Annotated in this window: 23 protein-coding genes, 1 tRNA gene and 1 pseudogene; 10 read left to right on the forward strand and 15 right to left on the reverse strand. The window is 52.6% G+C overall.

Going from position 1 to position 25953, the window contains the following annotated elements; genetic code table 11:
* Nucleotides 1-22 precede the first annotated feature (22 nt).
* Nucleotides 23-541, reverse strand: a complete 519-nt coding sequence (locus tag IPI71_01890) for an orotate phosphoribosyltransferase (protein QQR71298.1) — start codon at nt 539-541, stop codon at nt 23-25.
* Nucleotides 535-1083 (reverse strand): CDP-2,3-bis-(O-geranylgeranyl)-sn-glycerol synthase, encoded by a 549-nt coding sequence (locus IPI71_01895; GenBank protein ID QQR71299.1) that lies wholly within the window; start codon nt 1081-1083, stop codon nt 535-537. Before IPI71_01895 ends, IPI71_01890 begins: the two co-directional genes overlap by 7 nt.
* A 93-nt stretch (nt 1084-1176) precedes the next feature.
* Between IPI71_01895 and IPI71_01900 the strand changes: the two genes are divergently transcribed.
* A complete protein-coding gene (locus tag IPI71_01900) occupies nt 1177-2634 on the forward strand; it encodes a radical SAM protein (GenBank protein QQR71300.1) in 1458 nt (485 codons plus the stop codon).
* 178 nt (nt 2635-2812) lie between these two features.
* Here IPI71_01900 and IPI71_01905 read toward each other — a convergent pair whose 3' ends face one another.
* Nucleotides 2813-3748, reverse strand: a complete 936-nt coding sequence (locus tag IPI71_01905) for an ornithine cyclodeaminase family protein (GenBank protein ID QQR71301.1) — start codon at nt 3746-3748, stop codon at nt 2813-2815.
* 94 nt (nt 3749-3842) lie between these two features.
* Here IPI71_01905 and IPI71_01910 point away from each other — a divergent pair, with 94 nt between their 5' ends.
* Nucleotides 3843-4637, forward strand: a complete 795-nt coding sequence (locus IPI71_01910; GenBank protein QQR71302.1) for an ATP-grasp domain-containing protein — start codon at nt 3843-3845, stop codon at nt 4635-4637.
* A gap of 6 nt (nt 4638-4643) precedes the next feature.
* On the opposite strand, the gene IPI71_01915 is transcribed toward IPI71_01910, so the two are convergent.
* From IPI71_01915 to IPI71_01940, 6 genes are all read right to left on the reverse strand, one after another.
* On the reverse strand, nt 4644-4928 hold the full coding sequence (locus IPI71_01915; GenBank protein QQR71303.1) for a UPF0058 family protein: 285 nt from the start codon (nt 4926-4928) through the stop codon (nt 4644-4646).
* A 65-nt stretch (nt 4929-4993) separates the two neighbouring features.
* Nucleotides 4994-6190, reverse strand: a complete 1197-nt coding sequence (locus tag IPI71_01920; GenBank protein QQR71304.1) for a DNA primase — start codon at nt 6188-6190, stop codon at nt 4994-4996.
* Between the two features lie 133 nt (nt 6191-6323).
* Entirely contained in the window at nt 6324-6647 is a 324-nt protein-coding gene (locus IPI71_01925; protein ID QQR71305.1) for a YggU family protein, read from the reverse strand.
* Between the two features lie 194 nt (nt 6648-6841).
* Entirely contained in the window at nt 6842-8101 is a 1260-nt protein-coding gene (locus tag IPI71_01930; GenBank protein ID QQR71306.1) for an amidohydrolase family protein, read from the reverse strand.
* 40 nt (nt 8102-8141) lie between these two features.
* Nucleotides 8142-10382, reverse strand: coding sequence for an RND family transporter (locus tag IPI71_01935; protein QQR71307.1), 2241 nt, complete (start codon nt 10380-10382; stop codon nt 8142-8144).
* 6 nt (nt 10383-10388) lie between these two features.
* Entirely contained in the window at nt 10389-10811 is a 423-nt protein-coding gene (locus tag IPI71_01940) for a hypothetical protein (protein ID QQR71308.1), read from the reverse strand.
* A 94-nt stretch (nt 10812-10905) separates the two neighbouring features.
* Between IPI71_01940 and IPI71_01945 the strand changes: the two genes are divergently transcribed.
* A complete protein-coding gene (locus tag IPI71_01945) occupies nt 10906-11154 on the forward strand; it encodes a hypothetical protein (GenBank protein QQR71309.1) in 249 nt (82 codons plus the stop codon).
* Between the two features lie 196 nt (nt 11155-11350).
* Nucleotides 11351-12070 carry an AAA family ATPase gene (locus IPI71_01950; protein ID QQR71310.1) on the forward strand — a complete coding sequence of 240 codons (720 nt, stop codon included), beginning with the start codon at nt 11351-11353 and terminating at the stop codon, nt 12068-12070.
* Between the two features lie 887 nt (nt 12071-12957).
* Here the strand turns inward: IPI71_01950 and IPI71_01955 are convergent.
* The gene (locus IPI71_01955) at nt 12958-15948 is read right to left on the reverse strand and encodes a UvrD-helicase domain-containing protein (GenBank protein ID QQR71311.1); all 2991 of its coding nucleotides are present in this window, start codon (nt 15946-15948) and stop codon (nt 12958-12960) included.
* A gap of 140 nt (nt 15949-16088) precedes the next feature.
* Between IPI71_01955 and IPI71_01960 the strand changes: the two are divergent.
* The 3 genes and pseudogenes from IPI71_01960 (at nt 16089) to IPI71_01970 (ending at nt 18838) form a co-directional block, all read left to right on the forward strand.
* Nucleotides 16089-17659, forward strand: a pseudogene (locus tag IPI71_01960) (IS1634 family transposase).
* 260 nt (nt 17660-17919) lie between these two features.
* Nucleotides 17920-18672, forward strand: coding sequence for a hypothetical protein (locus tag IPI71_01965; protein ID QQR71312.1), 753 nt, complete (start codon nt 17920-17922; stop codon nt 18670-18672).
* Nucleotides 18673-18682: 10 nt separating this feature from the next.
* On the forward strand, nt 18683-18838 hold the full coding sequence (locus IPI71_01970; protein QQR71313.1) for a hypothetical protein: 156 nt from the start codon (nt 18683-18685) through the stop codon (nt 18836-18838).
* Between the two features lie 192 nt (nt 18839-19030).
* Here the strand turns inward: IPI71_01970 and IPI71_01975 are convergent, their stop codons facing one another.
* Both IPI71_01975 and IPI71_01980 read right to left on the reverse strand, forming a co-directional pair.
* Nucleotides 19031-19639 carry a UvrD-helicase domain-containing protein gene (locus IPI71_01975; protein QQR71314.1) on the reverse strand — a complete coding sequence of 203 codons (609 nt, stop codon included), beginning with the start codon at nt 19637-19639 and terminating at the stop codon, nt 19031-19033.
* Nucleotides 19639-22596 carry an exodeoxyribonuclease V subunit gamma gene (locus IPI71_01980; protein ID QQR71315.1) on the reverse strand — a complete coding sequence of 986 codons (2958 nt, stop codon included), beginning with the start codon at nt 22594-22596 and terminating at the stop codon, nt 19639-19641. Before IPI71_01980 ends, IPI71_01975 begins: the two co-directional genes overlap by 1 nt.
* A 297-nt stretch (nt 22597-22893) precedes the next feature.
* Between IPI71_01980 and IPI71_01985 the strand changes: the two genes are divergently transcribed.
* The 3 genes from IPI71_01985 (at nt 22894) to IPI71_01995 (ending at nt 24725) form a co-directional block, all read left to right on the forward strand.
* Nucleotides 22894-23424, forward strand: a complete 531-nt coding sequence (locus IPI71_01985; GenBank protein ID QQR71316.1) for a transposase — start codon at nt 22894-22896, stop codon at nt 23422-23424.
* Nucleotides 23388-23729, forward strand: a complete 342-nt coding sequence (locus IPI71_01990; protein QQR71317.1) for a transposase — start codon at nt 23388-23390, stop codon at nt 23727-23729. The genes IPI71_01985 and IPI71_01990 overlap by 37 nt, the downstream gene beginning before the upstream one ends.
* Before the next feature lie 216 nt (nt 23730-23945).
* On the forward strand, nt 23946-24725 hold the full coding sequence (locus IPI71_01995; GenBank protein ID QQR71318.1) for an EFR1 family ferrodoxin: 780 nt from the start codon (nt 23946-23948) through the stop codon (nt 24723-24725).
* 142 nt (nt 24726-24867) lie between these two features.
* Here IPI71_01995 and IPI71_02000 read toward each other — a convergent pair whose 3' ends face one another.
* From IPI71_02000 to IPI71_02010, 3 genes are all read right to left on the reverse strand, one after another.
* On the reverse strand, nt 24868-25020 hold the full coding sequence (locus IPI71_02000) for a hypothetical protein (protein ID QQR71319.1): 153 nt from the start codon (nt 25018-25020) through the stop codon (nt 24868-24870).
* Nucleotides 25021-25029: 9 nt separating this feature from the next.
* A complete protein-coding gene (locus IPI71_02005; protein ID QQR71320.1) occupies nt 25030-25545 on the reverse strand; it encodes a hypothetical protein in 516 nt (171 codons plus the stop codon).
* Between the two features lie 310 nt (nt 25546-25855).
* Nucleotides 25856-25940 (reverse strand) — tRNA-Leu (locus tag IPI71_02010).
* Between the last annotated feature and the right edge of the window lie 13 nt (nt 25941-25953).

Below are 25953 nucleotides of genomic sequence, written 5' to 3' on the forward strand. Positions count from 1 at the left end.
TTTTTTTAAAAAAGTGCGTCTCTCAATCCGGTAACTGCACAACATCACCGGCAGTTGCGAGTGCGATCAGGCGTATCCCAAGGCGGCCGAGCGCTGCTGCTGCCCCGGCCTCGCGGTCGACCACCGTGATAACCGTATCGACCCGTGCTCCCCCGGCCCGGAGTGCCTCGATACCCCTGATAACCGAGCCGCCGGAAGTTGTGACATCTTCAACAAGCAGCACCTGTTTTCCGGAGATGCTCCCGATAATTCGCCCACCCGTTCCGTGGGACTTCTCGGTGCTCCTGACGATGGCATACGGCTTTCTGCTGGCGATCGCGGTGGCGACGGCAATGGGAACACCTCCGACGGCCACTCCCGCAACAACGTCAAAGTCCGCCTGGCGTGCCATCTCCTCGCCGATTGCCATAAGAACCGCAGGGTGGGTGATTGCCTTCTTCACATCAAGGTAGTAGGAGCTCTTTACTCCCGAGGCAAGGGTGAAGTCCCCGAACACCACCGCCCCATGCTCCCGCAACAGTTCAGCGATCCTGTTCACCATGGTACATCTTTTACTCCGGCAAGATACCCGATAATATTCACCACCCGGTGCAGCAGGGGGGTCACGATGATGATCCAGATCACCATGAGGGGGGTGACGGTCGCCATCACCCATTCGTGCTCCAGGAGCATGAGCAGGAGAAAGGCACCGATTACAAAGTCATACTGGTCTGCAATCAACCATTCTGCACCGCGATCCTTGCCAAGCCTCCGTTTGAAAAAACTCTTGGCGAGATCCCCGAGGAGGGCTCCGGCAGCAAGGATCACCACCACCGGGAACGTGAGCCCGGGGAGGGCCAGGAGTCCGGCATGATCCCGGGCCCCTATCTGGACCAGCCCGACGACTATCCCGGCCAGGATCCCCAGGAAAAGCCCCCGCCATGTTTTTCCGTCGCCGAATATCCGTTTTCCATCCCAGAGCACATGACCCCCGTCAATTGGCGCCCCGCCCCCGAGGACGGCTGCCGCTGAATTCGGCAGGTATGCCGGCAGCATGATCCAGAGCGCAGACGCCAGTGAGAATAAAATGAGATCGGGGCTCATGGAAATACCCCAGTATCTGTAATAAACAGCAGATATAAGCATTAAGATATCCCAGAATCTAACCACTTCTATGAAGGATCGGAGGGGAACCCCGTGAGAGTGAAGACAACCAAGACCCTATGCCCGATCTGCAATGCCGTTCTTGAGGGCAATATCAACGAAGAGGATGGTAGAATCTGGCTGGAACGGACCTGCCCGGAGCACGGGCATTTCCGGGATCTCTACTGGTCCGATGCCGGTTTATGGCACAAGTTTGAGGCGTTCGAATCCATCGGGAGGGGCGTTGAGAACCCCAATGTCACCACTCTGGAGGGGTGTTGCCCGGAACACTGTGGTCTGTGTTCGAACCACAAATCCGGCACCCTCCTGGCAAACATCGACCTTACCAACCGGTGCAACCTGGACTGTGATTTCTGTTTTGCCAATGCACGGGCCTGCGGGTACATCTATGAACCCTCCTTTGACCAGATCGTCGCCATGCTCCGGATGCTCCGGGAGCAAAAGCCGGTCCCTGCCCCGGCAGTCCAGTTCTCCGGTGGCGAACCGACGATGCGGGATGACCTGATTGAAATTATCCGGAAAGCAAAGGAGCTTGGGTTTCCCCAGGTGCAGCTGGCAACAAACGGCATCAAGCTTGCAAAGGACAGAGGATATGCCGAGGAACTCATGGCAGCCGGTCTTTCCACGGTGTATCTCCATTTTGACGGGGTCTCGAAGGAGACCAACCCCAAGCTCGCCTCCGATGAAAAAGCAGTCAGGAACTGCGAAGAGATCGGCCTCGGGATAGTCCTCGTCCCCACGATTATCAGGGGAAGAAACGACCATGAAGTGGGGGATATAATCCGCTATGCTGCCGAGCACATCAAGGTGGTCCGCGGGGTGAACTACCAGCCAATCGCATTCACCGGGGCCGCAAGCGAGGAAGACGTGCAGCGGGAGCGGATTACCATCCCCGAGCTGCTCGAGGATATCGAAGACCAGACCGATGGTACCATCCGCAAGGCGGATTTCTATCCGGTACCCTGTGTTGTGCCGTTCTCCGACCTGGTCGAGGCGTATACCGGCAAGCCTCAGGTCAGGTTTACCGCACACCAGCACTGCGGTGCAGCCACCTACGTCTTTATCACCGACCAGGGCATGGTTCCCATCAACCGGATGATCGATGTGGAGAGCTTCTTCAAGTCCGTCGAAAGCATGACCGAGAAGCTGAGGAAAGGAGGACCGCTGACCAAGTACCGATCGCTCATCGAAGGTATCCGCGAGATGCATGAATCGGTCAGGAAGAGCGAACATGGTTCCACGATGGAATTCTGGAAGCTGATCGGCAAGACCCTGGTGATGCAGAACTTCGATGCCCTCCGCGAATTCCACTGGAACGCCCTCTTCATCGGCACCATGCACTTCATGGACCGTTACAACTACGACCTCGGCCGTGTCCAGCGCTGCTGTATCCACTATGCAACACCCGATGGCCGGCTTATCCCCTTCTGCACCTACAACAGCGGCCCGGTATACCGTGAGATCGTCTGGAATAAGTACAGGAAGGATTGACCTTTTTCACAGGAAATTGGGTATCCGGCATTTTCCTCCTGCGTGCCTTGCGGCCGCCAGGGGACACGGGTAATTTTTTTCCTGGTAACTTACCAAGGATACCCGGAGTCCCCTGGTCTGCCCCGGAGAGATGGCCCGCTCCGTGTATCGGTGCAACCGCCTGTCCTGGAACTTCACATCAGGGGAACATGAGTTGGATGGAGTTCCCGTGCTGCATGGCGATGACCGCGATGGCCAGGTCCTGGATGGCAAGCCCGGTGGAGTCAAAAATGGTAATCTCCCGTTCGTTTGTTCTCCCCTTCCTCCCCAGCACCACCTCTCCCAGGGTTCCCGCGATCCGGTCCGCAGAGTATAAACCCCTGCTGATGGGGACATTGACCTCGCCCGAATGGACCGCCTGGGCAAGGTCATCGACAAAGACCGTTGCCCTGGAAAGGACGGCAGGGTCGAGCTCCTGCTTGCCCGGAGCATCGGCCCCGATGGCATTGATGTGGGTGCCGTCACGGATCCAGTCGCCCCTGACCAGTGGTTTCCGCGATGGGGTGGTGGTGACGAGGAGATCGCAATCGGCGACCTGCTCAAGGGACATGCTCCTGCATTCGTAACCTGCATGCCGCTCGCAGAAGATCCGGGCATTCTTTTCGGCGCGGCTCCAGACCCGTATCTCCGTGATGGAGAGTTCCAGGGAAAGAGCGCCCAGCTGGGCCTGGGCCTGGCGCCCGCTCCCCACCATGCCAAGGACAACGCTTTTCCGGGCACTGAGATACTTTGCGGCGATGGCTCCTGCTGCTCCTGTCCGGAGATCGGTCAGGGCAGTGGCGTTCAGGATCGCCTCGGGAAGCCCTGTCTGGGGACTGAGGATCACGGTAAGTGCCATGACCGTGGGAAGCCCTGCGGCAGGGTTCCCGGGGTGGACGTTCACGATCTTGACTCCCCCGATGTTCAGAGAGGGGATGTAGGCGGGCATAGTCCTGAAATCGCCGTGATCAAAGGCTATATAGACTTTCGGCGGCATCTGGACCTTCCCCCGCCCATGCTCGGCAAACGCCTCTTCTATGGCACTGTTGACCGCCAGGATATCCAGTCCTTCGGCCGGGTTCGGGTAGTACAGCATAAAAAAAAATTCTCCCTGATCTTAAAAGAAGGTGCCTCCCCACCATGCCGCGGGGATTATCTGGAATGTCGTGTAATGTACCTGCAGCCAAGCCATGATCCACATTGTCCCCAAGCCTACCGACACCCCCGATGACAACTCGACGGCGATGGTGGCCAAGGAGATCCGAACCCTCGGCGGCTCCTTCAGGTACCTCGACCTCGACGGGATTGATCCGTTCGCAACCGAACTCTCCGGAGAGCTCATCTGGGCCTGCGGCCTGAAGCAGGACGAACACCAGTTCGAGGTACTCCACGCCCTCTCCATCAGCAACACGGTGGTAAACAGCCCTCTCTCCATCTTCACATGCGCAAGCAAGGTGATGACCAGCGCCCTTCTGGTACGGCACGGTATCGCCACGCCCCGGACCCTGTTCACTGCATCCCGGGAGGTGGCGGAACGGTTTCTCGAAGAACAGGGTAAGGTGGTGATCAAGCCGGTGTATGGGTTTGACGGCCACGGCATATTCCTGATTGACTCTGCCGACCGGCTGGGGAATCCCCCGTACTATCTCCAGGAATACGTGCCCAACGACCGCGACTTCCGGGTGTTCGTAATCGACGGAAAAGCGGTCGGAGCGATTGCCCGAACTTCTGATACGCTCGCCCACAATATCCACCAGGGAGGGACTGGAATGCCGGTCGGGATAAGCCCTGAGATGCAGGAGATCGCGGGTGCTGCCGCCCGGGCGGTGGGCGTTGACTATGGCGGTGTTGACCTGCTCCGTTACGGTCAGGGCTTCTGCGTGCTCGAGGTCAACGGGACCCCGAACTGGCATTGCATGGCGACCCCGATACCCCGCCTGCTCGCGGAATACCTCCTCGAAAAAGAGCGATTGCTCAGGAAATAGAGTTTTTTACTGGATGTATTCCATCTCTCTCAGGGTCTTTGCCGCCAGTTCCCGCATGCGCGCCGAGATCCTCCCGGAAGCGGAGAACTCAACGTCCTTCATGGCATTGGCGATCTCGTTTCCCAGTACGAAGATGGCATACTTGTGCTCCATCTTGCTCTTGTGGAGTTGCGAGGGGTTGATTTTTAAGGAGTGATAATCAGAAAATTTCAATTCGGGGTTGTTTCCTTCAAAAAAGTCCTTGATCTCATACAGCATCTGGTGCAGCGATATCAGTTCCTCTTTGTGCATGGGGATTTCCACTCCAATGTATTCATGATGCATCTGGAAAATAAATAGGTATCTTTGGGGGGATCTCAGGCGATTTTTAAAAGCCTGATCGTCAAAGGCCGCTTGATAATTCCCTTAAAATCCCGGGCGGCAACATACTCCAGCCCCTTGCTCACCATGAGGTCGAGCACCCGCTGGTTGATGTCCCCATCGGTAATAAGCCCCGCAACATCGCCGTTCAGCTCTTCTGCAACCTTCTCGATCTCGTCGGGTTTCGCTTCCCGGATAACGGAGAGGTCGGCACCGAGGAACCTGGCGATACGCTTTCCACGGACGGCATCGATCTGGTCCGAAAGCGTCTCCGGGCGTCCCGTTTTCCGCTTCGGATGGAAGGTCTTTCCCGGGCGCTTCTGGGGCGCGGTTTCTGCCGGCAGTTCGGGCCCGGGCTTTTCCTCGGCTGCTTCCTGCTCCCTGACATACTCGACGGGGACCTTGTTCCGCAGTGCCTTGATGATCTCCTTGCGCGACATATCCTCCACGCTCTTGCCACGCGGAGAGTAGGCGACATAATCGATCTCGGCTACCTGGAGAAGTTCCTGGAGTATCAGGTCGCCACCCCGGTCCCCGTCAAAGAAGGCCGTTGCGGTCTTCTTCTCACACAGGTCGATGATAGCCCCGGGGATGTTGGTCCCTTCCACCGCAACTGCCGTCTTGATGCCGTACCGCAGGAGGTTGATGACGTCCGCCCGCCCTTCAACCACGATGATAGCATCGGAATCGAGCACGTTCGGCCCTGCCGGGATTTTTTCCTCGCCGATGGTGCTGATCTTCTCGATCCGCATGCTCTCCCTGACCGTGTCGATCAACTCGGTGCTGTCGATGGTCCCTTCTTCGAATGAACCGATCAGGAGTTCCTTGGCCCGATCAACAATCTTTCGTCGCTTGCTCACCCGGATATCCTCGATTGAGACAACCCTCACCCGGGCCACGCAGGGACCAACCCGGTCGATGGTCTCGAGGGAGGCGGCGAGGATAGCCGTCTCGGCACGGTCGAGCGAGGATGCTATGAAGATATCCCCCCTGGTCTCGCCTTTCTTACTGGAGATCTGGACGTCGATCCTTCCGACCCGGCCCGTCCGCTGGAGATCACGGAGGTCAAGGTCTTCGCCGAGCAACCCTTCGGTCTGGCCGAAAATGGCCCCCACTACGTCGGGTTTCTCGACCACCCCCTCCGCTTCGAGGTAAAGGTGAATGAGGTACTTGGTAGTATCTGATGAGTACAATGAAACGCACCCCCATGCATCATGCAATGTCCTGAATGCCTGACCATAGGTACTTACAAATTGACTTTCAGAGAAGATAAACTATATGATGATGCCTGAATATTTTGTAAATTATTTTACAAAGGAGATAAATTCATGCACCGTCGAGCGCCGCGGTCAACCTGCCCATCACGGACCTGGGATCGGCTCCTGCGACCATGATCTTCTTGATCGAGGAGGTCTCCCCGGAGAGGATGTGTACATTCATGCCAGGCACGCCGAGCGTTTCGGCTATTATGGCAATGACTTCCCGGTTCGCCCTTCCTTCCCGGGCCGGGGCCTTCACCGAACACCCGAGCGCTTTTCTCCACTCGTTATAGCCGGATGGGAAGAGGGCCCGCCTCGCACCTGCAGTAACTTCGACGGTGATAACCGCTCCGTCCCCGGTTGAAGAGACGGCTGCTGAAATATCGGTCATGAACGTTATCTGTCGCCCGGCCTTAACAACCACGGGTCATCGGTGGCTGGTACCGTCCCTCTCCTGTTTTTACCCTCAGCCGGGCGGTGCCTGTCGCACAACCGGGTTGTCCCGCAGCTCATTTCCAGGTCTTCGCCAGCAGATCACCCGGGGACCTATGGCTGCGCTGTATCGGCACGTATATATATGGGTTGTCAGGGATGATAACCCCTTCCCGGGAACCAGCGCGGTGCCGCTTCGATAAATTCCCCCTCCCGGTATGCGGGGGCTCCTCCCAGGATGACCTGGGAGGGGAAGACCGCGGGAAACCCTTCGTACGGGGTCCATCCTGCCCTGCTGTGGAGGTCATCGGCCGAGATGGCAATTACTTCATCTCCGTAGAGAGCGAAATCGGCCCGTTCCCCTGGCAGGAACCCGGCCCGGGGGATGCCCAGGAGGTCGGATGGCCGCCAGGAGGTCTTCTCTATCAGCGATGCCGGTGAGAACAGACCCTCCTTCATCCTGGCCAGGAGCAGGGGGAGCATGGTCTCAACGCCGGGGATTCCCGAAGGCGCGTCGCGGAACGGGACATTTTTCTCCCGGAGGGTATGGGGGGCATGGTCAGAGGCAATTACATCGATTCGTTCCCACATCCGCCAGAGATCTCTTCGCTCTTTCTCGCTCCTGATCGGGGGATTGACCTTCCTCAGGGTATCACCGGGGATACTTTGATCTACCGAGAGGAAAAGGTGGTGGGGGGTAACTTCCCGGGATGATGACCCGGCCGCGATAACCGACCCGGCAGCGCTCAGGTGGCAGAAGTGGAGGCGGGTATGCTCTCCGTACGCCCTGGCAACCTCCCTGACGGCTTCCGTTTCTCCTTTTGCCGGCCGGTTCAGGTCATGCCCGGCAAGATCGTCCGGCCGGGCCGGGCCTGCCTTCTCGGCATGGATGGTGGCAAGAGCACCGAGCCTGCCGATCGCGGAGAGGGCTGCGGAGAGGGCGGGGGGGGAGAGGGGCTCCCCGTAGCTTGATGGCGCCATGAAGATCTCGCCAAACGCCATGGCTCCTTCACGCCAGAGGGCAATGAGATCGGTCCCCTGAGCTACCCCGGCATTGATGGCAAAGTTGCAGAGGGAGTTCCGGCCGGCCTCCGCTACCCTGTTCCGGAACGCTTCAGGGCTGGTAAGCGGGGGGACGGTATTCGGCTGATCGACGACGACCGTCACTCCCCCGGCAAGCGCGCTCATGGTCCCGCTCTCCCAGTCTTCCTTCTCGCGCTGGATGCCGCCCCGGAAGTGCACATGCATGTCAACGGCCCCGGGCAGGACGACCAGTCCCCGGCACGAAATGACCTGCTCTGCCGGAAGCGGCGCTCCGGTATGGCGGACGTTACCTTCCCGGATCGAGACATCGGCCACCCTGCCATCAGGGAGGGTCACATCGGCGAGGACAAGGTCGCACCTGCTGCTCATGGAAGAGATAATGGGCCGTGGTGGGAAAAAAAGTGTCCGCTCACTGCGGTGACTGCGCCGGGTCTTCCAGCCGCCCGATGAGGACGAGGATGGCAGGCATGACCACGATGGCTCCGATAAGCGAGAACCCCACCGTAATCACCGTCACGAGCCCGAAGTTGCTGATTATGTTGAAGCTCGAGGCGATCAGCGCTCCAAAACCAAACACCGTTGTCAATCCCGAGACGGTGATGGCCGTACCGATCCGGCCGACCCCCTGGGTGATGGCCGGTACCAGGGCGAGGCCCCGCTCACGCTCCTCGTAGACCCGTTCCATGATCAGGATGGTGTATTCCGATGCCACGCCGATCGACATCGAACCGAGCACTGCGGTCATCGGGGTATAGTCTATCCCGAGCAGCCACATGATCAGGCCGTTCCAGCCTACGATCATCATGATGGGGATGACGGGTATTATCGCCCGGCCAACCTTGCGGAAGACGAGGAAGAGGACACCAAAGATCAGGGCAAAGGCAAGCAGGGTCATCGTGGTCTTGCTCCGCGAAATCTCCTCGATCAGGTTGGTGAACATCTCCCCCATCCCGGTAACGGTCGCCGTTATACCCGGTGGAGGGGGGTTCCAGTCGATATCCTGGCGCACGCCGGCGATCATAGACATGGCCACCTCGTTCTCCATGTCAATGGTTGAGAACTCGATGATGGCCTCGCTGTTCCCATTGAGGTAGCGTCTCTGCTGGTCTTCTGGAATCCGGTCCATCACGGTCTTTAACTCATGATTGCCGGCCGGAAGTTTCCCTCCGTTATATTGCATAACGATATCCGCGATGCTGGCAGAGCCGGTGATCTTGTCGTTTCTCCCGGTTTCGTACTGCTGGAACCGGTACATCCAGGAGATGGTCCGGGCATCAAGGACGTTGTCGCCGCGGACGAAGATCGGGAGCGAGGAGGTAGAACCCATGGTCCTGCTCACCTTTTTCAGGTCGATGACCGCCGGCATATCCTGGGGGACAAAAGAGTCCTCGTTGGTGTTGATGATGATCTCCTGGTCGAGCTGGATACCCATGAATGCCAGGAGGCCACACAGGATCAGGATCGGGACCGCGCTCTTTGCCACCCGCGTGGAAACTACACCGAGGAAAGAATTGTACTTCTCGATATGGTGGGTTTTCCCGTTGCCCCCTGTCCCGGACAGGTTTTTCGGTTTATAGTTAAGGAGGATTCCAAGCGTGGGCACTGTTACCAGGGCCATGGAGTAGCATGAAACCACCCCGATGATGCAGAGCACTCCGAAATCACGGAGCATCGGGATCGGGGAGACCATCATGGCCAGGAATCCCATGGAGGTAGCGATCATCGCGTAGAGCACGGCGGGGCCGGCCCTGGTGATGGTGGTCCTTGCCGCTTCCTGCGTCGACACGGACCGTGCTTCTTCATCGAACCGGGAATGGAACTGGATGGCATAATCGATCCCGATCCCGATCAGGACCGGAAAAGCAGCGATGGCGACCATGCTGATCTGCATACCGGCAAGGCTCATGACGCCGAAGGTAAGTACCAGCCCTGATGCAACGATGCCGACCGACAAAAACCGGTAAGTCATGTGGGAGAAGAGCAACCCGACCGCTACCACCATCAGCACCATGGCGATGAGGATCAACCGGCCCATGGATGACCCAATCTCCCCCATCATCTGCTGCTGGAAGGCAGCGTTCCCGGTGACCGTGACTTCGATGCCGGGAGGCGGATTCGATACGGCGATTATGGATTCAAAGTTCCTGACAGCGGCTGCCTGTGATTCCTGCGAGAGCCCTGGCTCAAGGGCGATGACGGAGATGGTCATCAGGTTTGACGGGACGTAGCGTTCCACGGTACTGGCCGGGACCCCTTCGAGCGCCATCGCGACCTCGGCCTTCGATCCCGGTATCGTTCCGTCCCTCATCTGTTTCACAAGGTCGACGATCCCTGATACGCCGGCCACGTACCGTTCATCCTCGAGGTCCCGGTGCAGCCGGTCGGTATAGGCCAGGACATCGGGGTTGAGGATGTCATCGCTCTCGATGATGAGCATGATGCTGTCGGACTGGAACGTGCGGGAGTATTTGTCAAGAAGCATCCCCCGTTCGGTGTCCTTGTCGATGTAGGTTTCCGAGCCGGTCTGCATGGTGATCATCGTGGTACCGACAAGGGCGAAGGCCATCAGTACCGCAACTGCCGCAATCACTACACGGGGCCGGCCGGTGACCGCTCCGGCAAGGAGATCAAACGGGTTTTTAAAGGCCATTCGTGCTCACAGGTTGGCAGGGCTGGCTGATAAATGATTTGTTGTGAATGAGACAACATGCTGGAGCTGACCGGCGATTCCTTGATAGCAGCACAGGAAGGCGGTCCTGGGGGGATGCCGGCTATATTCAGGGACCTGGAGGTGATTTTCCGGGGCCGTGCCGGCCGCCCGGGAAAGGGTCTGCCCTGTCCGCCACTCCATACCGCCGTCGGGAATGGAGGGAGCTCTCCGTAGGGAGATGTCCTGCCTCCTCCATACCAGCCTGGCACCAGCGGTGGTGCGCATCCCGCCATATCTATTCTTCCCGTGATTACCGGGGTCCTGGTCCAGTTCAACCCTGGTCGCCCCTGTGGCAGCCCAGGCCACGTCCCGCGGGTAGAGCACTTCGCCGGCCCGATCATCGAGCAGCAGTGAAGGATCGCCGGGCATGCTCAACCATTACCGGCAGTTCCCCGGCGGACGCATTTCCGGGAGGGTTGCCGCGGATCGCCGGTAAAGAGGGGTATCCCGGGTCACGGATAAGATGAGGGGTGAGTCTTCGTTCGGAACCATCTCAACCGATCTTTTCTTCCATATCGAGCATGAAGAGAAAATTGCCGGGCAGATTCACGGTGTGTGCCATAGAAGAGGGGGTGCTCGCGGGAGGATACGGACCTCAAGGTCGTCGCAAAGAGTCCCGCAGAAGGGACAGAGCACATCCGTAACTGACCGCAAGGGCGCGATCGAGGTGGAAGACGAGTGCCTCAAAACTCCCCCACGCTTCATGGTCTGACAGGAATGCGGGATTCCCGGTGGCGTGCTGGATATCCTCCCCGTATTGCCGGTAAAAATCGATGGCGTTTTCGTTCTTTCCCGCCCGGTCTTTTGCACTGCAGAGGCGTCGGTGGAAATCACTCCTGAACGTATCGGGGAAGCCCGTGAAAATTCTTCCGGAATGATAAAAAGATCGCAGAAGAAACGGTACTGGTGTGATACTGACCCGGCTCTGCCTGCTCCATGACAGGTTCCCGGAGTGGCACCGCTATCCTTTCAATCTTGAGATATTCAGGAAGACGGACTGCATCGGGTTTTCCCGGCCGGTTACTTTCTTTATCGGGGAGAATGGAACCGGGAAGTCCACCCTGCTGTCGGCCATTGCCCGGAAGAGCGGCATCCACATCTGGGAGGAACACCAGAGGGTGCGGTACCACCACAATCCCCACGAGGACGATCTCTACCGTTACCTTGCGTTCGAAGGGGATGGCGGGGAGTCCCGGGGATCGTTTTTTGCATCCGAGATCTTCCGCCACTTCGCCGAAGCCCTGGACGAATGGGCGGTCGCCGACCCGGAATCGCTGAAATATTTCGGGGACGCTTCCCTGCTTGAGCGGTCCCATGGGCAGTCCCACATGACTTTCTTCGAGAACCGGTTCAGGATACCAGGCCTGTACCTCCTCGACGAACCCGAAAATGCCCTCTCGCCCCGGATGCAGCTCGAACTCCTGCGGCTGTTCCGCAGGACCACGGCAACCGGCTCGGTCCAGTTCATTATCGCTACCCACTCCCCAATCCTCCTCGCCTACCCGGACGCAGAGATCTACAGCTTCGATTCTGCACCGCTCCGGAAGGTCGTGTACGAAGAGACGGAGTACTTCCGGATCTACCGGGACTTCCTCAATAACCGCGATCGGTTCCTCGATGAACTCTAGGTACTGCCGGACCGGTGCCTGGAGATGCGACCCGCGCCTCCCTTCCTGTGCGTCACTCGGGAATGTCCCGCCTCCCGGACGGTGGCGCCCAGGATTGGCCTGTTTGAGTCCGGGAATGATATCATTGGGCTGCTGTCGAGGTGGACCGGGAAACAGGGGGATGGTAGTGATCTGTCGGTCGGCATTGACGAGACCCGGGGGGTTTGGCGGGGTGCGGCGGGCGTTATGGTAGATCGTCGCCTGGTTTTATCCATTGGATATTTTCCCGGGGGGAGTATCATTGAACATATTGCCACCGGTTGTACCCTGCGAGCGACAGGGAGCAGATAACAGTAGAAAATGAAGCGGGAACAACATAATTGGTCAAATATATAACAGGCCATATAGATTATCGGGACACGGGTCCTTGAACGAAATCGGGCCCTGTTTTACGTTTATTCTTCCCGCCTTCACGCATCTGAGGGTCTCTTGGAGGGTGATGGCGTTCACACCCCCACTAATTAGGCGCAATTTTCAGTTATTCTTTCAAATTAAAGGAAAACAGGGGTTAAAAAATCTGCTCTTTACCGGGCCGGGAACCAGGGGTGGGCGGGGGATGGATGATGCACTGGAACATGGGGAGAATTTGTCCAGGAATGAGAATATGAGAACTTTTCTGGATCGACGGAGGGATGGTGAAAACGAACATGTTAGGGCGGGGAGGAGCCCGGTCCATAGGGTGAGAGAGGGGGATACTTACCTATCCCCCGGCGCGATGGAAGGGCGGGGGAGTGGGTATTAAATTATCAGAAGAATCGCCGACATTCCTCTCTTCTCATCCAAATTTTTGAAAAAGACCTATTCGGAACATCAACAAGCCAACGTTCTTCATATTTATTCTTATAATTTTAGGAGGTTTCAACCTTCAGAATTTCAGAGCAGCTCGTGTAAATTATTTTCCTGAATTGTTCAATATCCGGGTTTAATTCAATAAATTCGTTAGTTTCAGTAAAATACACATATATCTTTACTTTTTCTCCCGTTATCGACTCCGCAGCCATTTTGTAGAGGGCCATCTGTAGATCATACTTTCCTTCATTCCCGGGTTTTCCGGTTTTGTAATCAATTACGGCCCACCCATCTCTGTTATGCACGAGGAGGTCAATATATCCCTGGATTCTGAATCCTTCCAATTGTATTAAAAAGGGAAATTCGACATAGTTTTGATCGCTTTCTCTCACTAAAGGAGAGGATCTGAACCTTTCATAGAGTGACTGATAATGCTCAATGTCCTCCCTCTTTACAGGAAGGCCACGAGACCGAAGGACCGATTCGGGAGGGATCCCCGAAAAGATTTCGTGGAGAATTTGTCCTTCTGTCCAAGGTCGTTTCTCAAGAATCGAGGCTTCTAACGACTGCCTGTCAGGGATTTTTCGAATATATTTCTCCATATGTTCAACGGGAGATAGGAGGTAGAGTTCGATTTCGGTTGGACTGAATGTGCGTTCCGATCTTTCTGCTGTAGGGCTGTATTGTTTAAGATCATTAAACGAACGCGTATCAATCTCTTTCGGAACGATTATCTCTCTCTGTCCGGCGGTGAATGAAGACCCATCTCCCCATTTCACTCTGGAAACCCTGAGGGACAATTCCGGAATTCCTTGGAAATCGTATGATTCACCCTCTTCAGGAATACCGAATTGCAGGTGGCCGAGGAGCATTTGCATTCGGCTCGTGTACTCATTGGGATTCTCCGGTACGCGATCGGGATCGATGACAGTCCCCGAAAGGATGAGATGGTCCTTTGCCCGGGTTGCTGCAACATAGAAGAGCCGCTTGTATTCCGCGAAGCCCTTTTGCCGATTGATGTAATCAATCAGTGAAAGCGGCGGGGATGTCTCCAATTCACCATCTGTATCCATGGATGGAATCTTAATCCCAAGCCCAAGAGAATAATCGACCTTGATAGGATCAGAATTATTTCCCATCGACTCGGACAAGCGGGGAATCCATACGATCGGAAATTCCAGCCCCTTCGATCCGTGCACGGTCATGACGGTGATGACATCCTCATCGGACTCAGGTTCGGCTTCACCCTCCTTTTCTTCGTTATCGATAAGCAGCGTGAGGTCTCTGACCAGCTGATCGACCGTATAGAAACCGAGATGTTCTTTCTCCCTGACATATTCGCAGATTTTTTCCAGGTTTGCGATCTTTTGGATCCCATCTGGAAGGGCGGAATATACAAGGAAAATATCTGTATCGTCAATGATTTGCTGAAGTAGAATGGAGGGGGGAAGACGGCGCACTTCATCGAGCCAACCGGAAAGGATTGATGTGTGTCTTTGCATTCGGTCGTCCCGTGAAGCCGCAAGATGGTTGTAGAGTCCCTCCCCCCGCCCTTTGGAGATTGTGAAGAGATCGGCATCGGAGAGCCCGAAATAGGGAGATCTCAATACCCCGTAGAGAGCGATGTCATCGGACGGATTGCAGAGGAACGACAGGACATTAAAGAGGTCGATCACCTCTTCGGTTTGGTAAAACCCGATACCCCCATGCACCCTGAACGGAATCTCCTGTTTTGAGAGCGCGGAGAGGAGATAAAGGAGGTGCGTCCGGGTCTCAATCAATAGTGCAATATCCCGATAGGTCGGAGCCCTTGGGGCATCTAGGTGTTCTCCTTCCTCATCCCAGTACACTACCTTCTCCCCATTTCGCACCAGATGCCGGATTCCCCGTGCCAGCGATTCGAATTCCAGAATTGCGGATAGAAGCGAGGATTTTCCTTCCGGAGTAAAAATCAGTTCGACTGAACCGAGGTCGCGTTCCCTTTTCTTTATTGGGCATATTCTCTCGTAGGAAAAGTCCCAGGGATTTCCCGTATCAGTGAAAATTCTCCCAAACAGACCGTTTACGAAATTGATTATTGATGGAGTGCTCCTAAAGTTTTCATCGAGAGGGATCTCCTCCCCCCCCCATCGTTCGATAGTATCTCTTACCTGTTTAAATTGGGTGACATCGGCATCGCGGAACAGGTAAATAGACTGTTTCGGATCTCCAACTACGAAGAGTTTCTTGGGATTTTCCTCTCCGAACGAGAGGACTTTCAGGATAATACCGTTCTGGACGGGATCAGTGTCTTGGAATTCATCCACCATGATAAACCGATAGCGCTTGTTGAGGATGTCCCCAATTGATGGATGGGCTTGTATCGTTCGGTATGCGATATCTATCATGTCCGTGTAATCGATCATTCCCATTTTGCGTTTCTCTTGCTCGACATAGCGTTCGAACGAAGAGTATGTGGTATAAAGAGCTCTGATCAGATCAAGGGTGACCTCCATAGCCGGAGAGCCGGGATCGAGATTTATTGTGAGAATATCTATGGGGAGTGCTTTAACGGTCACACTCACGATAATATACGATTTTCGGAGGTCTTCCAGATGGCCCCCAAATACCTTTTTACTCCCCATATTCGTCCTTCCGCCCTTGGTTGTGGCAAGTGCCGCCAGAGCTCCGCACACTTGGTCGGTAGAACTGGCGGAGAGGACGTCATCAAGGTACGTACCGATTTGGTCGAGATACCTGGTGGCCGCGTCCGCTTCACCTCCGTAACCCGCTGCAAGCTCCGAAAGAGAGCGGAGAGCGGCCATAAAATCCTCATTGGTGCGAAGTGAATCAATCAATTGTTGCCGGATGGACTCTAAGGAAGCCCGCCAGTCCTCGATGACGCCATCAGGATCCGATTCGAAAGACGTGAAAAATGATCGGGCGATATGGCGTTTTCTACCTGACTTCGCCAGAAGAAGGATGAGAAGGTAGTGTTTATCCCACCTTTCGCACGTGGCCCCAGGATTTCTGGAAATAAAATACTTAGGGTTATATCCCACCTTTCGCACGTGGCCCCACGATTTCTGGAAATAAAATACTTAGGGTTATATCTTAGCGCAGCAATACATATTCTGTGGAGCCTGTATCTCAATTCACGGCGAAGAATTTCAGTTCTAAGCAGATTGCCCATCTCGGTCTGGTGGCCGGCATGATCGATGAACTCGGAATATCAGCAGTAATCGATGACGCCCTGCCCAAGACACGGAACCATATCCTCCCCATTCAGCGATTGTCAAGGCCATGCTCCTGAACGGTCTAGGCTTCAATGAACGCCGGCTCTATTTCTTCTCGCGATTTTTCACCAACCTCTCGACAGAACAGTTATTCGGCCCTGGTGTTACCCCGGACCACCTGAACGACGATGTTCTCCTCCGGACACTCGACCGTATCTACGAGTATGGAAGCACCGACCTGTTCAATGATATCGTAGTGGCAGTCATGGAAAAACTCTCGTTTGGCACCCACCTCCTCCATGCTGACACAACCAGTTTCAGTGTTCACGGTGACTATGACACCGATGACGATGACGACTTCCGGACCATCAAGATCACCTACGGTCACAATAAAGATCACCGCTGGGACCTCAAGCAGTTCGTCCTTGCGATGGTAACCAACCATCACGGCATCCCGCTGTTCACTCAGCCGTACTCCGGCAATGAGTCAGACAAGAAGATCCTCCTTGAGACCATTCGTAAGGTACAGCAGAACCTGAATCTCGAAGACAAGGCCTACTATATCGCCGACAGTGCGTTCTATACCGCTCCCAACCTGCAGACACTCGGCCAGCATACCTTCTGGATCAGCCATCCCCCTGCTACCATCGATGAAGTCAAGTCGCTGCTGTTTGCCGATATTCCCATGGTCCCGGGGAAGGAGGAAGGATACTCGTTTCATGAGCGTCTCGTTACCTACGCCGGAATTGACCAGAAATGGACCGTGGTAATTCCGAGAAGAGGCGGATGGCAGGTGAGAATAACTATGTGAGGAACCTGGCCAAGCGGCTGGATAAAGCGCGTAAATCATGGAAGAAGCTCTGTGCCAAGGAATTTGCCTGTGAGCCCGATGCACGCATGGCTGCACGGTTGTGGTTTGATGCGTACCCTTACCTGTCCGCTGATAGGGTCCAAGTATTCTCAAAGACGAAAAGAAGAACGGAAGAAAAGGGCGCCCGGGCAAGGATGAGGCTGTTGAGACAGTTTTCTTCGTCGATTCACCGCTTGAGATCGTTCCGGATGTGATCGAGCAGGAGAAAGCACGTCTCGGACGGTTCATCCTGGCAACAAATGATCTTGACCTGGATCCGGACACTATCCTGAAATATTATAAGGGGCAGCAATCGGTTGAGCGGGGGTTCCGGTTTCTGAAGGATAAGAGTTTCCGGGTTGCCGAAGTTTTCCTGAAGAAAGAGACCAGGATTGAAGCGCTTTCCATGGTTATGGTGCTCTGCCTATTCGTCTATGCAGTAGCCGAGTGGCATATCCGGTCCCAACTCAAAAGACAGGGAAAACGGTGAAAAACCAGCTGAAAAAGCCAATCCAGAACCCGACCATGAAATGGATCTTTACTCTGTTCATGAGACCGGCGGAAGTCACAGTCACCCTAAATTCGCAGATACAGCGGTTTATCGTGAATCTGGACGAGGAAGTGATTCAAATTCTTGATGTCATGGGGCCAGCGTTCGGAAAATATTATTTTGTGAGGTCGACCTGCGAAATGTAGGGTTTATATAATTTCATGCAAAAAAACACAGCCTTCTCATTAGGTAATATAGCATTAATCGATAAAATTGATTCGGAGACCAACTTTTTCGCATCAGTTCTTGGCGGAGTTGGTGGTCGAAGCAAGTCATTCATACCATCCGTAAAGGGTCGCATCAGCAACAAACTCAATCAATCGGTATCGATCAATAAGATTCTGGACTTTACCCCGACGAACTTCTCAAGACACTGGGGTTTGAAGATACAATTTCAGACCGGAGTTTGTATCGGACTCTGGAACGACTGGGAGAAAGAAAGTCGATTGTTCTTGACCAGTTTCAACGCTGGATCTCCCAGCAGAGCCTCGTGGATCCAACCCAGTTCGTGGACTTCAGTTCGAGTTACTTTGAGGGGACAAAATGTCCGCTGGGGGAGTTAGGGTATTCCCGGGACAATCAGCCAGGGAAACTCCAGATCGCATTTGGGATCAGTGTCGGCCTCAATAACATACCGACGATGCTGACCATCCAGAAAGGAAATGTTCAGGATAAAAAGCATATGCAGATGCTGATCCGGTTATGCTCGAGCGTTCTTCCTGAAGGCAGTCTTCTGGTGTTTGACTGTGGAGGGAATACCCAGGATAACAAACGAAGGATCCGCGATCTGAAGTTCCATTATTTGACCCTGAAAGCAAAGAAGAAAGGACCATACCGGAACGAGATAACGATCTACCATGCCAGGAAAGAAAGCCAGGTTTCATTCGTTTCTGGCAACCGGGTCTATTCATGTGTCAAATATCGGGATGGCGAAGAAGTCCGGTACATATTTTTCTGTGACGACCTGGCCTGTGACCAGTTGACGAAGAAAGCAAGGAAACTTGAGAAAGACCTGGAGAAGGGGAAGGTTCTCACAAAGAAGGTTGAACGCGGAAAAGATCTCGGCCAGTATATCACTCCTGAGGGGTTGGATCATCGCCCGTGGTCATCTCCAGAAGATCATTGGCGATATCCCCAACCCCTATGTAACCGGTCTTGAAGGTTTCTTCGTGCTTGAATCAACCATCGATGATGATCCCGAAAACATCCTGAATGCCTACAAGAATCGTGACCGTGCAGAGAAGTTCATCCGGGACCTCAAAGAAGGAGCCGAGCTCCGGCCGATCCGGCACTGGTCCAAACACGCGGTGATCGGTGCGTGTTGATCGTTTTCCTCACCAAAGTCCTGGTGAGTTTGACACAACTTTTCTGTAAAGATCCCGTCGTGAAAAATCTGAAAGTCCTCAAAAATTATCTCACGAATTTGACACTTACGATCATATACCCTTCTTTTGGGTATCCTGTCAAGATCATTTCCAACTTCTCCCCAGAAATACGCCCAATTCTTGGAGATTTTATCAAGAGATATGGTAGCCTGGAGGCGCCAAATCACTGGTAAATTGCTTCTGGCGAATTGGGTTAAGTCGTTTAAATTTGATGGAAGTACTGAAAAGTGGCGAAGTTAGGTTTCTATAGAGAGTTTCGAGATACATCCTGGTTTGATGCTCCCCCCAAGCGACAAGACAGCGTGTCGTACAGTGCCGAATCTCGTCGTGTTCCGTTCTCGTGAAGAGTTTCTGGATTCCTTCGTTCATGATTTTAGTGAGAGATATGTCATCAAGCACCGCGAAAGATGGATCAATACCCGATTCCATGGAAAATTCTTTGATGAGCCCCCGGCAGAAGGAGTGGAACGTACTCACGCGGGCCCAAATCATCTCGTCTTTGATCTCGTTCCAGAACGGTCCCTCTTTCTTATAAATTTCTTTGAGGAGGCGGTCTTTCATCTCGGCTGCCGCCTTGTCCGTGAAGGTGAGAGCAAGTATCTCGGATGGTTTGCATCCGGAATCCTCCATGAGGTGGAGGTATCTGTGAACGAGAGTGTGAGTCTTACCTGTCCCGGCACTTGCCGTCACACAGAGGCTTTTGTCATAAGCGAGGGCTTTCTTTTGCGCTTCGGTAAGCATCAATCATCACCCCCTTCAGATTCCCCAAGTTCTAGGACACGGAATTTGCTGAAACGGCATATTTTTCTAAAATCACAATAAGCTGAAGACTCGCAGGGATCTTTTGGAGGGTGAAAGAGGCCACACCTGATAGATTGTATGGATGTCCATGCTGAACGGATGGACTGTTCGATCACCTCGTCAAAACATGTATCCCCCATCCTGCTCCTGGCGCTGAATACCTCTATCACTTGGGGATGGGCAGGATCGTAGAGTTCTGCTTGGTGGGAGACCTCCTTTCTGTGAATCTTGTAATAAGCACCCGCGGCCGCTTTCTTCCCTGTTAATATTTCAAACGAACGCAGGTATAAGGGCAATTGTAGCGATTTCCCGCTCATTATCTCCGACAATTTTGGATGGTTTCCGGCCTTGTAATCACTAATCGTAAATGTGCCATCATCCGAGACATCGACCCGATCGATGAATCCGCGAATTTTGAACGATGCGCCTTCCTCGCCCTTGACGTGAATGGTCACTGGCTCAGGAGAGATGCTATTCCCAACGCCCTCAAATCCAAAACTGCATTCAAAGAACGCTGGACAGAGCCGGGATTGCGCACGAGCGATTTCGACGTCCAGAAAACGTTCGAGGATCCCCTTATGATATCCTCCCATCCCCAGGAGATCACTTTTCAAGGCATCCCACGCGGGCCCGTCTTTGCCGAAATCCGCCAGTTCCTTTTCCGTTATTAACCGTAATTGCTGCAACGCACGATCGCGATCTTCCGCGAGAGGCGGGGTTCCTCTCTCATGGATCCATTGCGCGTAAAATTGCGCCAGAATATGGTGAATGAGGGTCCCTTTATCCGCGGGAGAAAGTGTGATCTCCACGTCAGGCAGTGCCTCGAGCCCCAATACGTGATTCAAATAAAAGGAAAATGGACAGCTTGCATATTTTTCCAATACAGACACCGAATATATCCGCTCGTCCCCGAACCGACCATCTAGACAGGCGCAAATCTCTACATCTTCACAAAGAACGCCGTCAAAGGGTGAATCGTATTCGCCGGTGCGATGAAAATATTCGATATTAATTCTACTCAAGAGGTCCGCCAATCGTATCGGGTCCGCAATCTCTGGTAGTATACTGGGATTGGGAAGTGTTCGCCCGCCAAGGCATTTCCCCGCATATGCCTGTCGAAATCTTGTCGAGGCCTCGGGAGGTGAGGGGATCCACTCTAGGGTAGGAATGTTCTGTTGAATTTCTCTGAAGAAGGGCGACGGGATGAGCCCATCCTTTTCGGGGGCATTTGTACAGGTAACGTAGAGGCCGCGGGTTGATGCACACAATGCCGAAATGAAATAAAATCGCTCATCCCGAAGGTTCATGCGTTTCATATCTGGATTGAGCACCATCTCTTCGGAATCTGTGAGATACGGAAGATGGCCAGGGACGTACGGCAGCCTTTCGTTCGTAAGATCCATCAGAAACAGAATGGGGAATTTTTGATCCTGCAACTCACGTATACCGATCACCCGGATTCCCTGTCCTGTGCGATGTCGCTGGGTCCTCCGCTTTTGCAATTCTCCTTTCAATATTTTCACAAAATCAGGGTATTCGATCTCCCGGCCTCTATAGAGCGAAGAATTTTTTTCCATCTCGCACAATAACGTAGAAAACTGCCGTAGGTCTTCCCCTTCCTGGACAGTGCCGGCAATTTTAGACGGATTTATTTTTAAACTGGAAAATAATGCTCGCACACTGTTAATGTGCTTCTGCAACGTCCCCGAAGGTTCGAGACTTTTCAAATGTTGTAGGATCGGTTGTGTAATCGCACTAACCATTTCGATCTGCTGGATTTCCCGTTCGATCTCTTTTCTTCTATATTCGGGAGTCTCCGGCGAGGAAAATAAATCCCGTAACCGCGTTGTGAGCTGCGGGAGAGAGGTCGTCCACGAAGATAATCCATCGATAATGAATGCTTCTCTGGCTATCTTATCAACAGTTATTGGAGTCACAGGGGAATTCGCGTTCAGGAGACCAAGATAGGGCGATGAATATGCTTCAACGAGGTCTTCACGCCTGTATCCTCTGGAAGGTATCTCTAGTAATTGAACGAACGCCTGGATAACGGGAGATGATGAAAGGGGAATCGTTGCGGAAGATGTGAACGGGAGTCCGAATTGCGGGAACACGTTGTTGATAAGAGAGGTTACCGAAGATAAGTCAGGTGTTCCAATCGCGATTTCGCTGTAGGCTAAACCTTCATCGACAAGGCGAATAATTTCCTGGGCAATTGATTCCACCTCTTCTTTCGGGGACCTGAACTCACGAATGAACACCTTCATCGAAGAGCGATTACCGGACTTTTCTCCGGAGAAGAGCTGCAAGAACGCTGAGTAATGGGTGTCTGGAAGGATCGGTACTGGACTATCTGACAACCATTCCCCCCTATCTGTGAATATTTTACGGTTCTCTGTATAAGGATGATAATATGTGAAAGATGCGACATTTCGTTTCAGGTTCTGAAAAAAAATCTGGAGATCAGGATAAGGGCTTCTAACACCGTAGACGAAGAGGCAGAGATTCTTATCAGGCTGGATTGCCGCGGCACGTCCGAATAATGAGGGCCCGTCGATGAAATTATTTTGAGAGAGAATCGACTGATATTGGAAATAGAGACGCTGTAATTCAGCAATTTTCGGATTTTTTTCTTGTGAAAAGAACGCATTTTCGTTCTGATACGCACGGATTTCCTGGAAGAGCATGAAAAGGTCAGATACCTTTCCCGGACTGATTCCGAATCGGGCAAATATACTACCTTTATCCGTATCCTGTAAGATATCGTAAAGAATCTGCCTTGCCAACATTTCATCAATTAATAATAAGCCGGGAGATTTCTGGCGAAGGAGTCCCGCCGCAAAGCGAGCTGGTGTCGTCACTGCATCCTTCCTTAACGCTGAAAATTCCTCGTTCAATTGATTCGTGATGAAGCGGGCAAGTCCGGATGAGGGAACAATAAGGCGTGTGCTAAAGGGATTCTGTCGTAAAGATTCTTTGAATTCATGCAGGCATTGATCGAGTCCCGATCCGGAGGGGTTAAATAAATAGTTGACATCTCCTCACGTTAATAATCGAAATCGCGGTTCAATTCGTTATATATTTCGATCTCAATTCTGGGCACAGCAAACGCGATTTTTAAGATTATGTTATGGCCGACATGGTAGTGTGCATATAAAGCTGTAAAATTGAAGACTCCCTGTATCCACTCTAAATTGACAACGGAGGAATACAGGGCAATGAATAGTAAAGATCTCGTAGTAAATTACCTTACCGATAACGAAGAAGGAATGAGGAACGTTATCACCTGGTTTCTGAACGAGGTGATGCAGAGAGAAGCAGATGAGCTGGCCGGGGCCGGGAGGTACGAGAGAACAGGATCAAGGCGAACCTATCGCAATGGTACCAGGTCTCGATCACTCAAATCACGATATGGCTCATTATCCCTCGATAAACCCTTATTGCGGGATATCCCGTTCAAGACACAGGTATTTGAACGATATTCAAGGGTGGAGCAGGCATTGGAGAATGCGATAATTGAGTCGTATCTTCAGGGGGTATCCACAAGGAAGATCCAGAATGTGATCTCTACTCTCGGTGTGGAAAAAATCTCAGCCTCATATGTATCGAGTATTGTGAAAGAACTTGATGAAAAGGTCATAGGATTTCTTTCACGTCCCGTTGAATCACATATCCCCTATACCTTTTCGTGGATGCTTCGTATTTCAAGGTCAGAGACGGAATAAGGTATGTGAATAAGGTCTTGCTCGTGATTGCTGGCATCAGGAATGACGGGGTCCGGGAGATCCTGGGTGCCAGGATTGCAGACTGTGAGGATGAACTTACCTGGGAAGACCTGTTCTCTGACCTGAAAGATCGTGGACTGAGGAGAGTTGATCTTCTCATATCAGATGGCCATAAAGGTATCCAGAATGCCGCGCAACGCTCGTTCCATGGATGCAGTCATGAGAACATCCCCGGCCCTCATCGGCGCTATTCCCGTACCTTGCGGATCATTGAAATGGACCGCTTCGGTGTACTACCAAACTGAACGTGGATGATCAGTGAGTTGCTGTGCTCGACCTCGTGCTGATGCACTCGGCAACTGGCGCTGCTCGGGCCGCTGCAGATCCACCATGGCACATGAAAGTATTCATGAGGAATTGGTAGTAAACGAAATAAAGAGCATAAAGAGGGGATTGGTCTTAAGGGGGGAGCAAAAACGAGTACAGAGATTTATTACTTTTCCGGAACCGGGAATTCACTTGTGGTCGCAAGAGATCTTGCCGAAAAAATCAATGGAACGCTGATCCCTGTCACGGCGGTGATCGATCAGGACAGGATTCAGACCGATGCAGCGGTGATCGGCATGGTATTTCCGATTTATGACTTTAAACCACCGCGGATCATCGGGCGGTTTATCACAAAACTGGACAATCCCAAGACAAAATACATCTTTGCTGTCTGTACTTATGGTATTACACCAGGCAAGGCCATGCAACACGTTAAGAGGGAACTCAGCGCCTGTGGGGGGACACTTGCCGGAGGATTTGTGGTGCGTATGCCGCATAACGGGTTTGGATCGGCGGCCATCTCCAGCACCGAGCATGCACAGATGTTTGCCAGCTGGAAGCAGCAACAAGTAATCATTTCTGATTATGTTCTCGCCCGAAAACAAGGAACCTTAGAAACCAGCAATGAGGTTGTCAGTTTCATATTCTCCGGTTTTTTTCTGAAGGCGATTCCAATCCTTCTGCCATTATTTACGCAGGTTCTGCTGAAAGGTTGGAATTCCTTAACATTGGTTGCGGACGAAAAATGCAATGGTTGTGGAGTCTGCCAGAGGATCTGCCCCGTAGGTAATATTGCCATGATTGATAACAAACCTGTCTGGTCGAATCATTGCGAGAAGTGTTTCGCCTGCCTGCACTGGTGTCCGCGGGAGGCAATCCAGGCAGGCCGCATCACTATCAACATGAAAAGATACCATCATCCCGAGGTGAAGCTTGCTGATATGATACAGGGTGGGAAGAGAAAATCTGCCTGATGAACCCCAACGATTCTGCTCTCCCTTCTTAATTTTTGTGCTCGAACGAATCCCGTTCCGTATGGTTCGGCTTGTTTTACTAGAACATCCAAATCGACAAATGAAAGAAATTTTGCGGATTTTTAAATATTGCTTAAATGGTTTATACCTTGATTTTTTTCTTAGAAGAGCATCGCCCAATTGCTTTCTCAAGTATCTTATCGGCATGTTCTATTTCTTTTTTTGTTGGGCTTAAAGGTGACTCTCGTAATGCTATCTCGCCTTTTTCCCAAAGATACTTCTTTTTCATTGCCATTTTAGTTCATCATTTCCTTTCAATATAGATAAAAGTGATTATACAACTACCAGTTGTTATTGTTTTACATGAGATAATACGCCAGGAAGTTTTTCTCGGGTAAAGAAATTCTTGTTCCTGGCCACCTATAAATAACACGTTATCGTTTCGTTTTCCTTCATGAACAAAAATAATTCCACGATTTTGGCATTCAATGGCATATTCTTCTGCAATATCTTCATTCGATGAAAACGAAACATAACCCTCATCACTGAACTCATTTTTTCCTTTTCCCACATCTTCGAGGAATTCATCTGCATATTGCCCGGTTATTCCTCGATACAATATCACTTGCTTGTTCAGTGGAGACTTCTCAAGCGCACTATCCAACTGGGTCATAAATTTCTGAAAAAAGGGTCGATATGGTCTTGGAAGCGTTATTGGATCGCGAAGATAGGCGTTTATCACTTCACCGGATTGGATATACAATTCAATCGCTTCCTTCTCAAGTAAGCTTAAATCGCGTCGCTGATTCCAAGGAAGCATATTGTTTATTTTGTCTTTTCACTCGATTATATGTTACTTCCGGAAATATTTCGGAAAATGATATTCATGATTCCACCTGCTCTCTCCCCACGAACACTGGTGCCTTCCTTTGCACCCAATCAAAAATTCGCACCACCGAATACAACGGCGTTGTGTAATAGAACGGGGCGATGGCCTGTAATTGCTCCTTTGAGTGAATTCTGCTTGAAATAACCATTCCGGCTAAAAGCACATATGGAAGGCATACAAGGAGCTGTTTGCAAAGTGGGTATATAAACAAAGCCCGAAGGCATTGAACCTTAGGATATTATGCGAGGGATGGGATTTGAACCCAAGAACTCCTGCGAGACTGGACCCTGAATCCAGCGCCGTTGACCTGGCTTGGCTACCCTCGCACCTCTATCTCAT

The organism is Methanolinea sp. (assembly GCA_016699325.1).
Lineage (GTDB): Archaea > Halobacteriota > Methanomicrobia > Methanomicrobiales > Methanospirillaceae > UBA9949.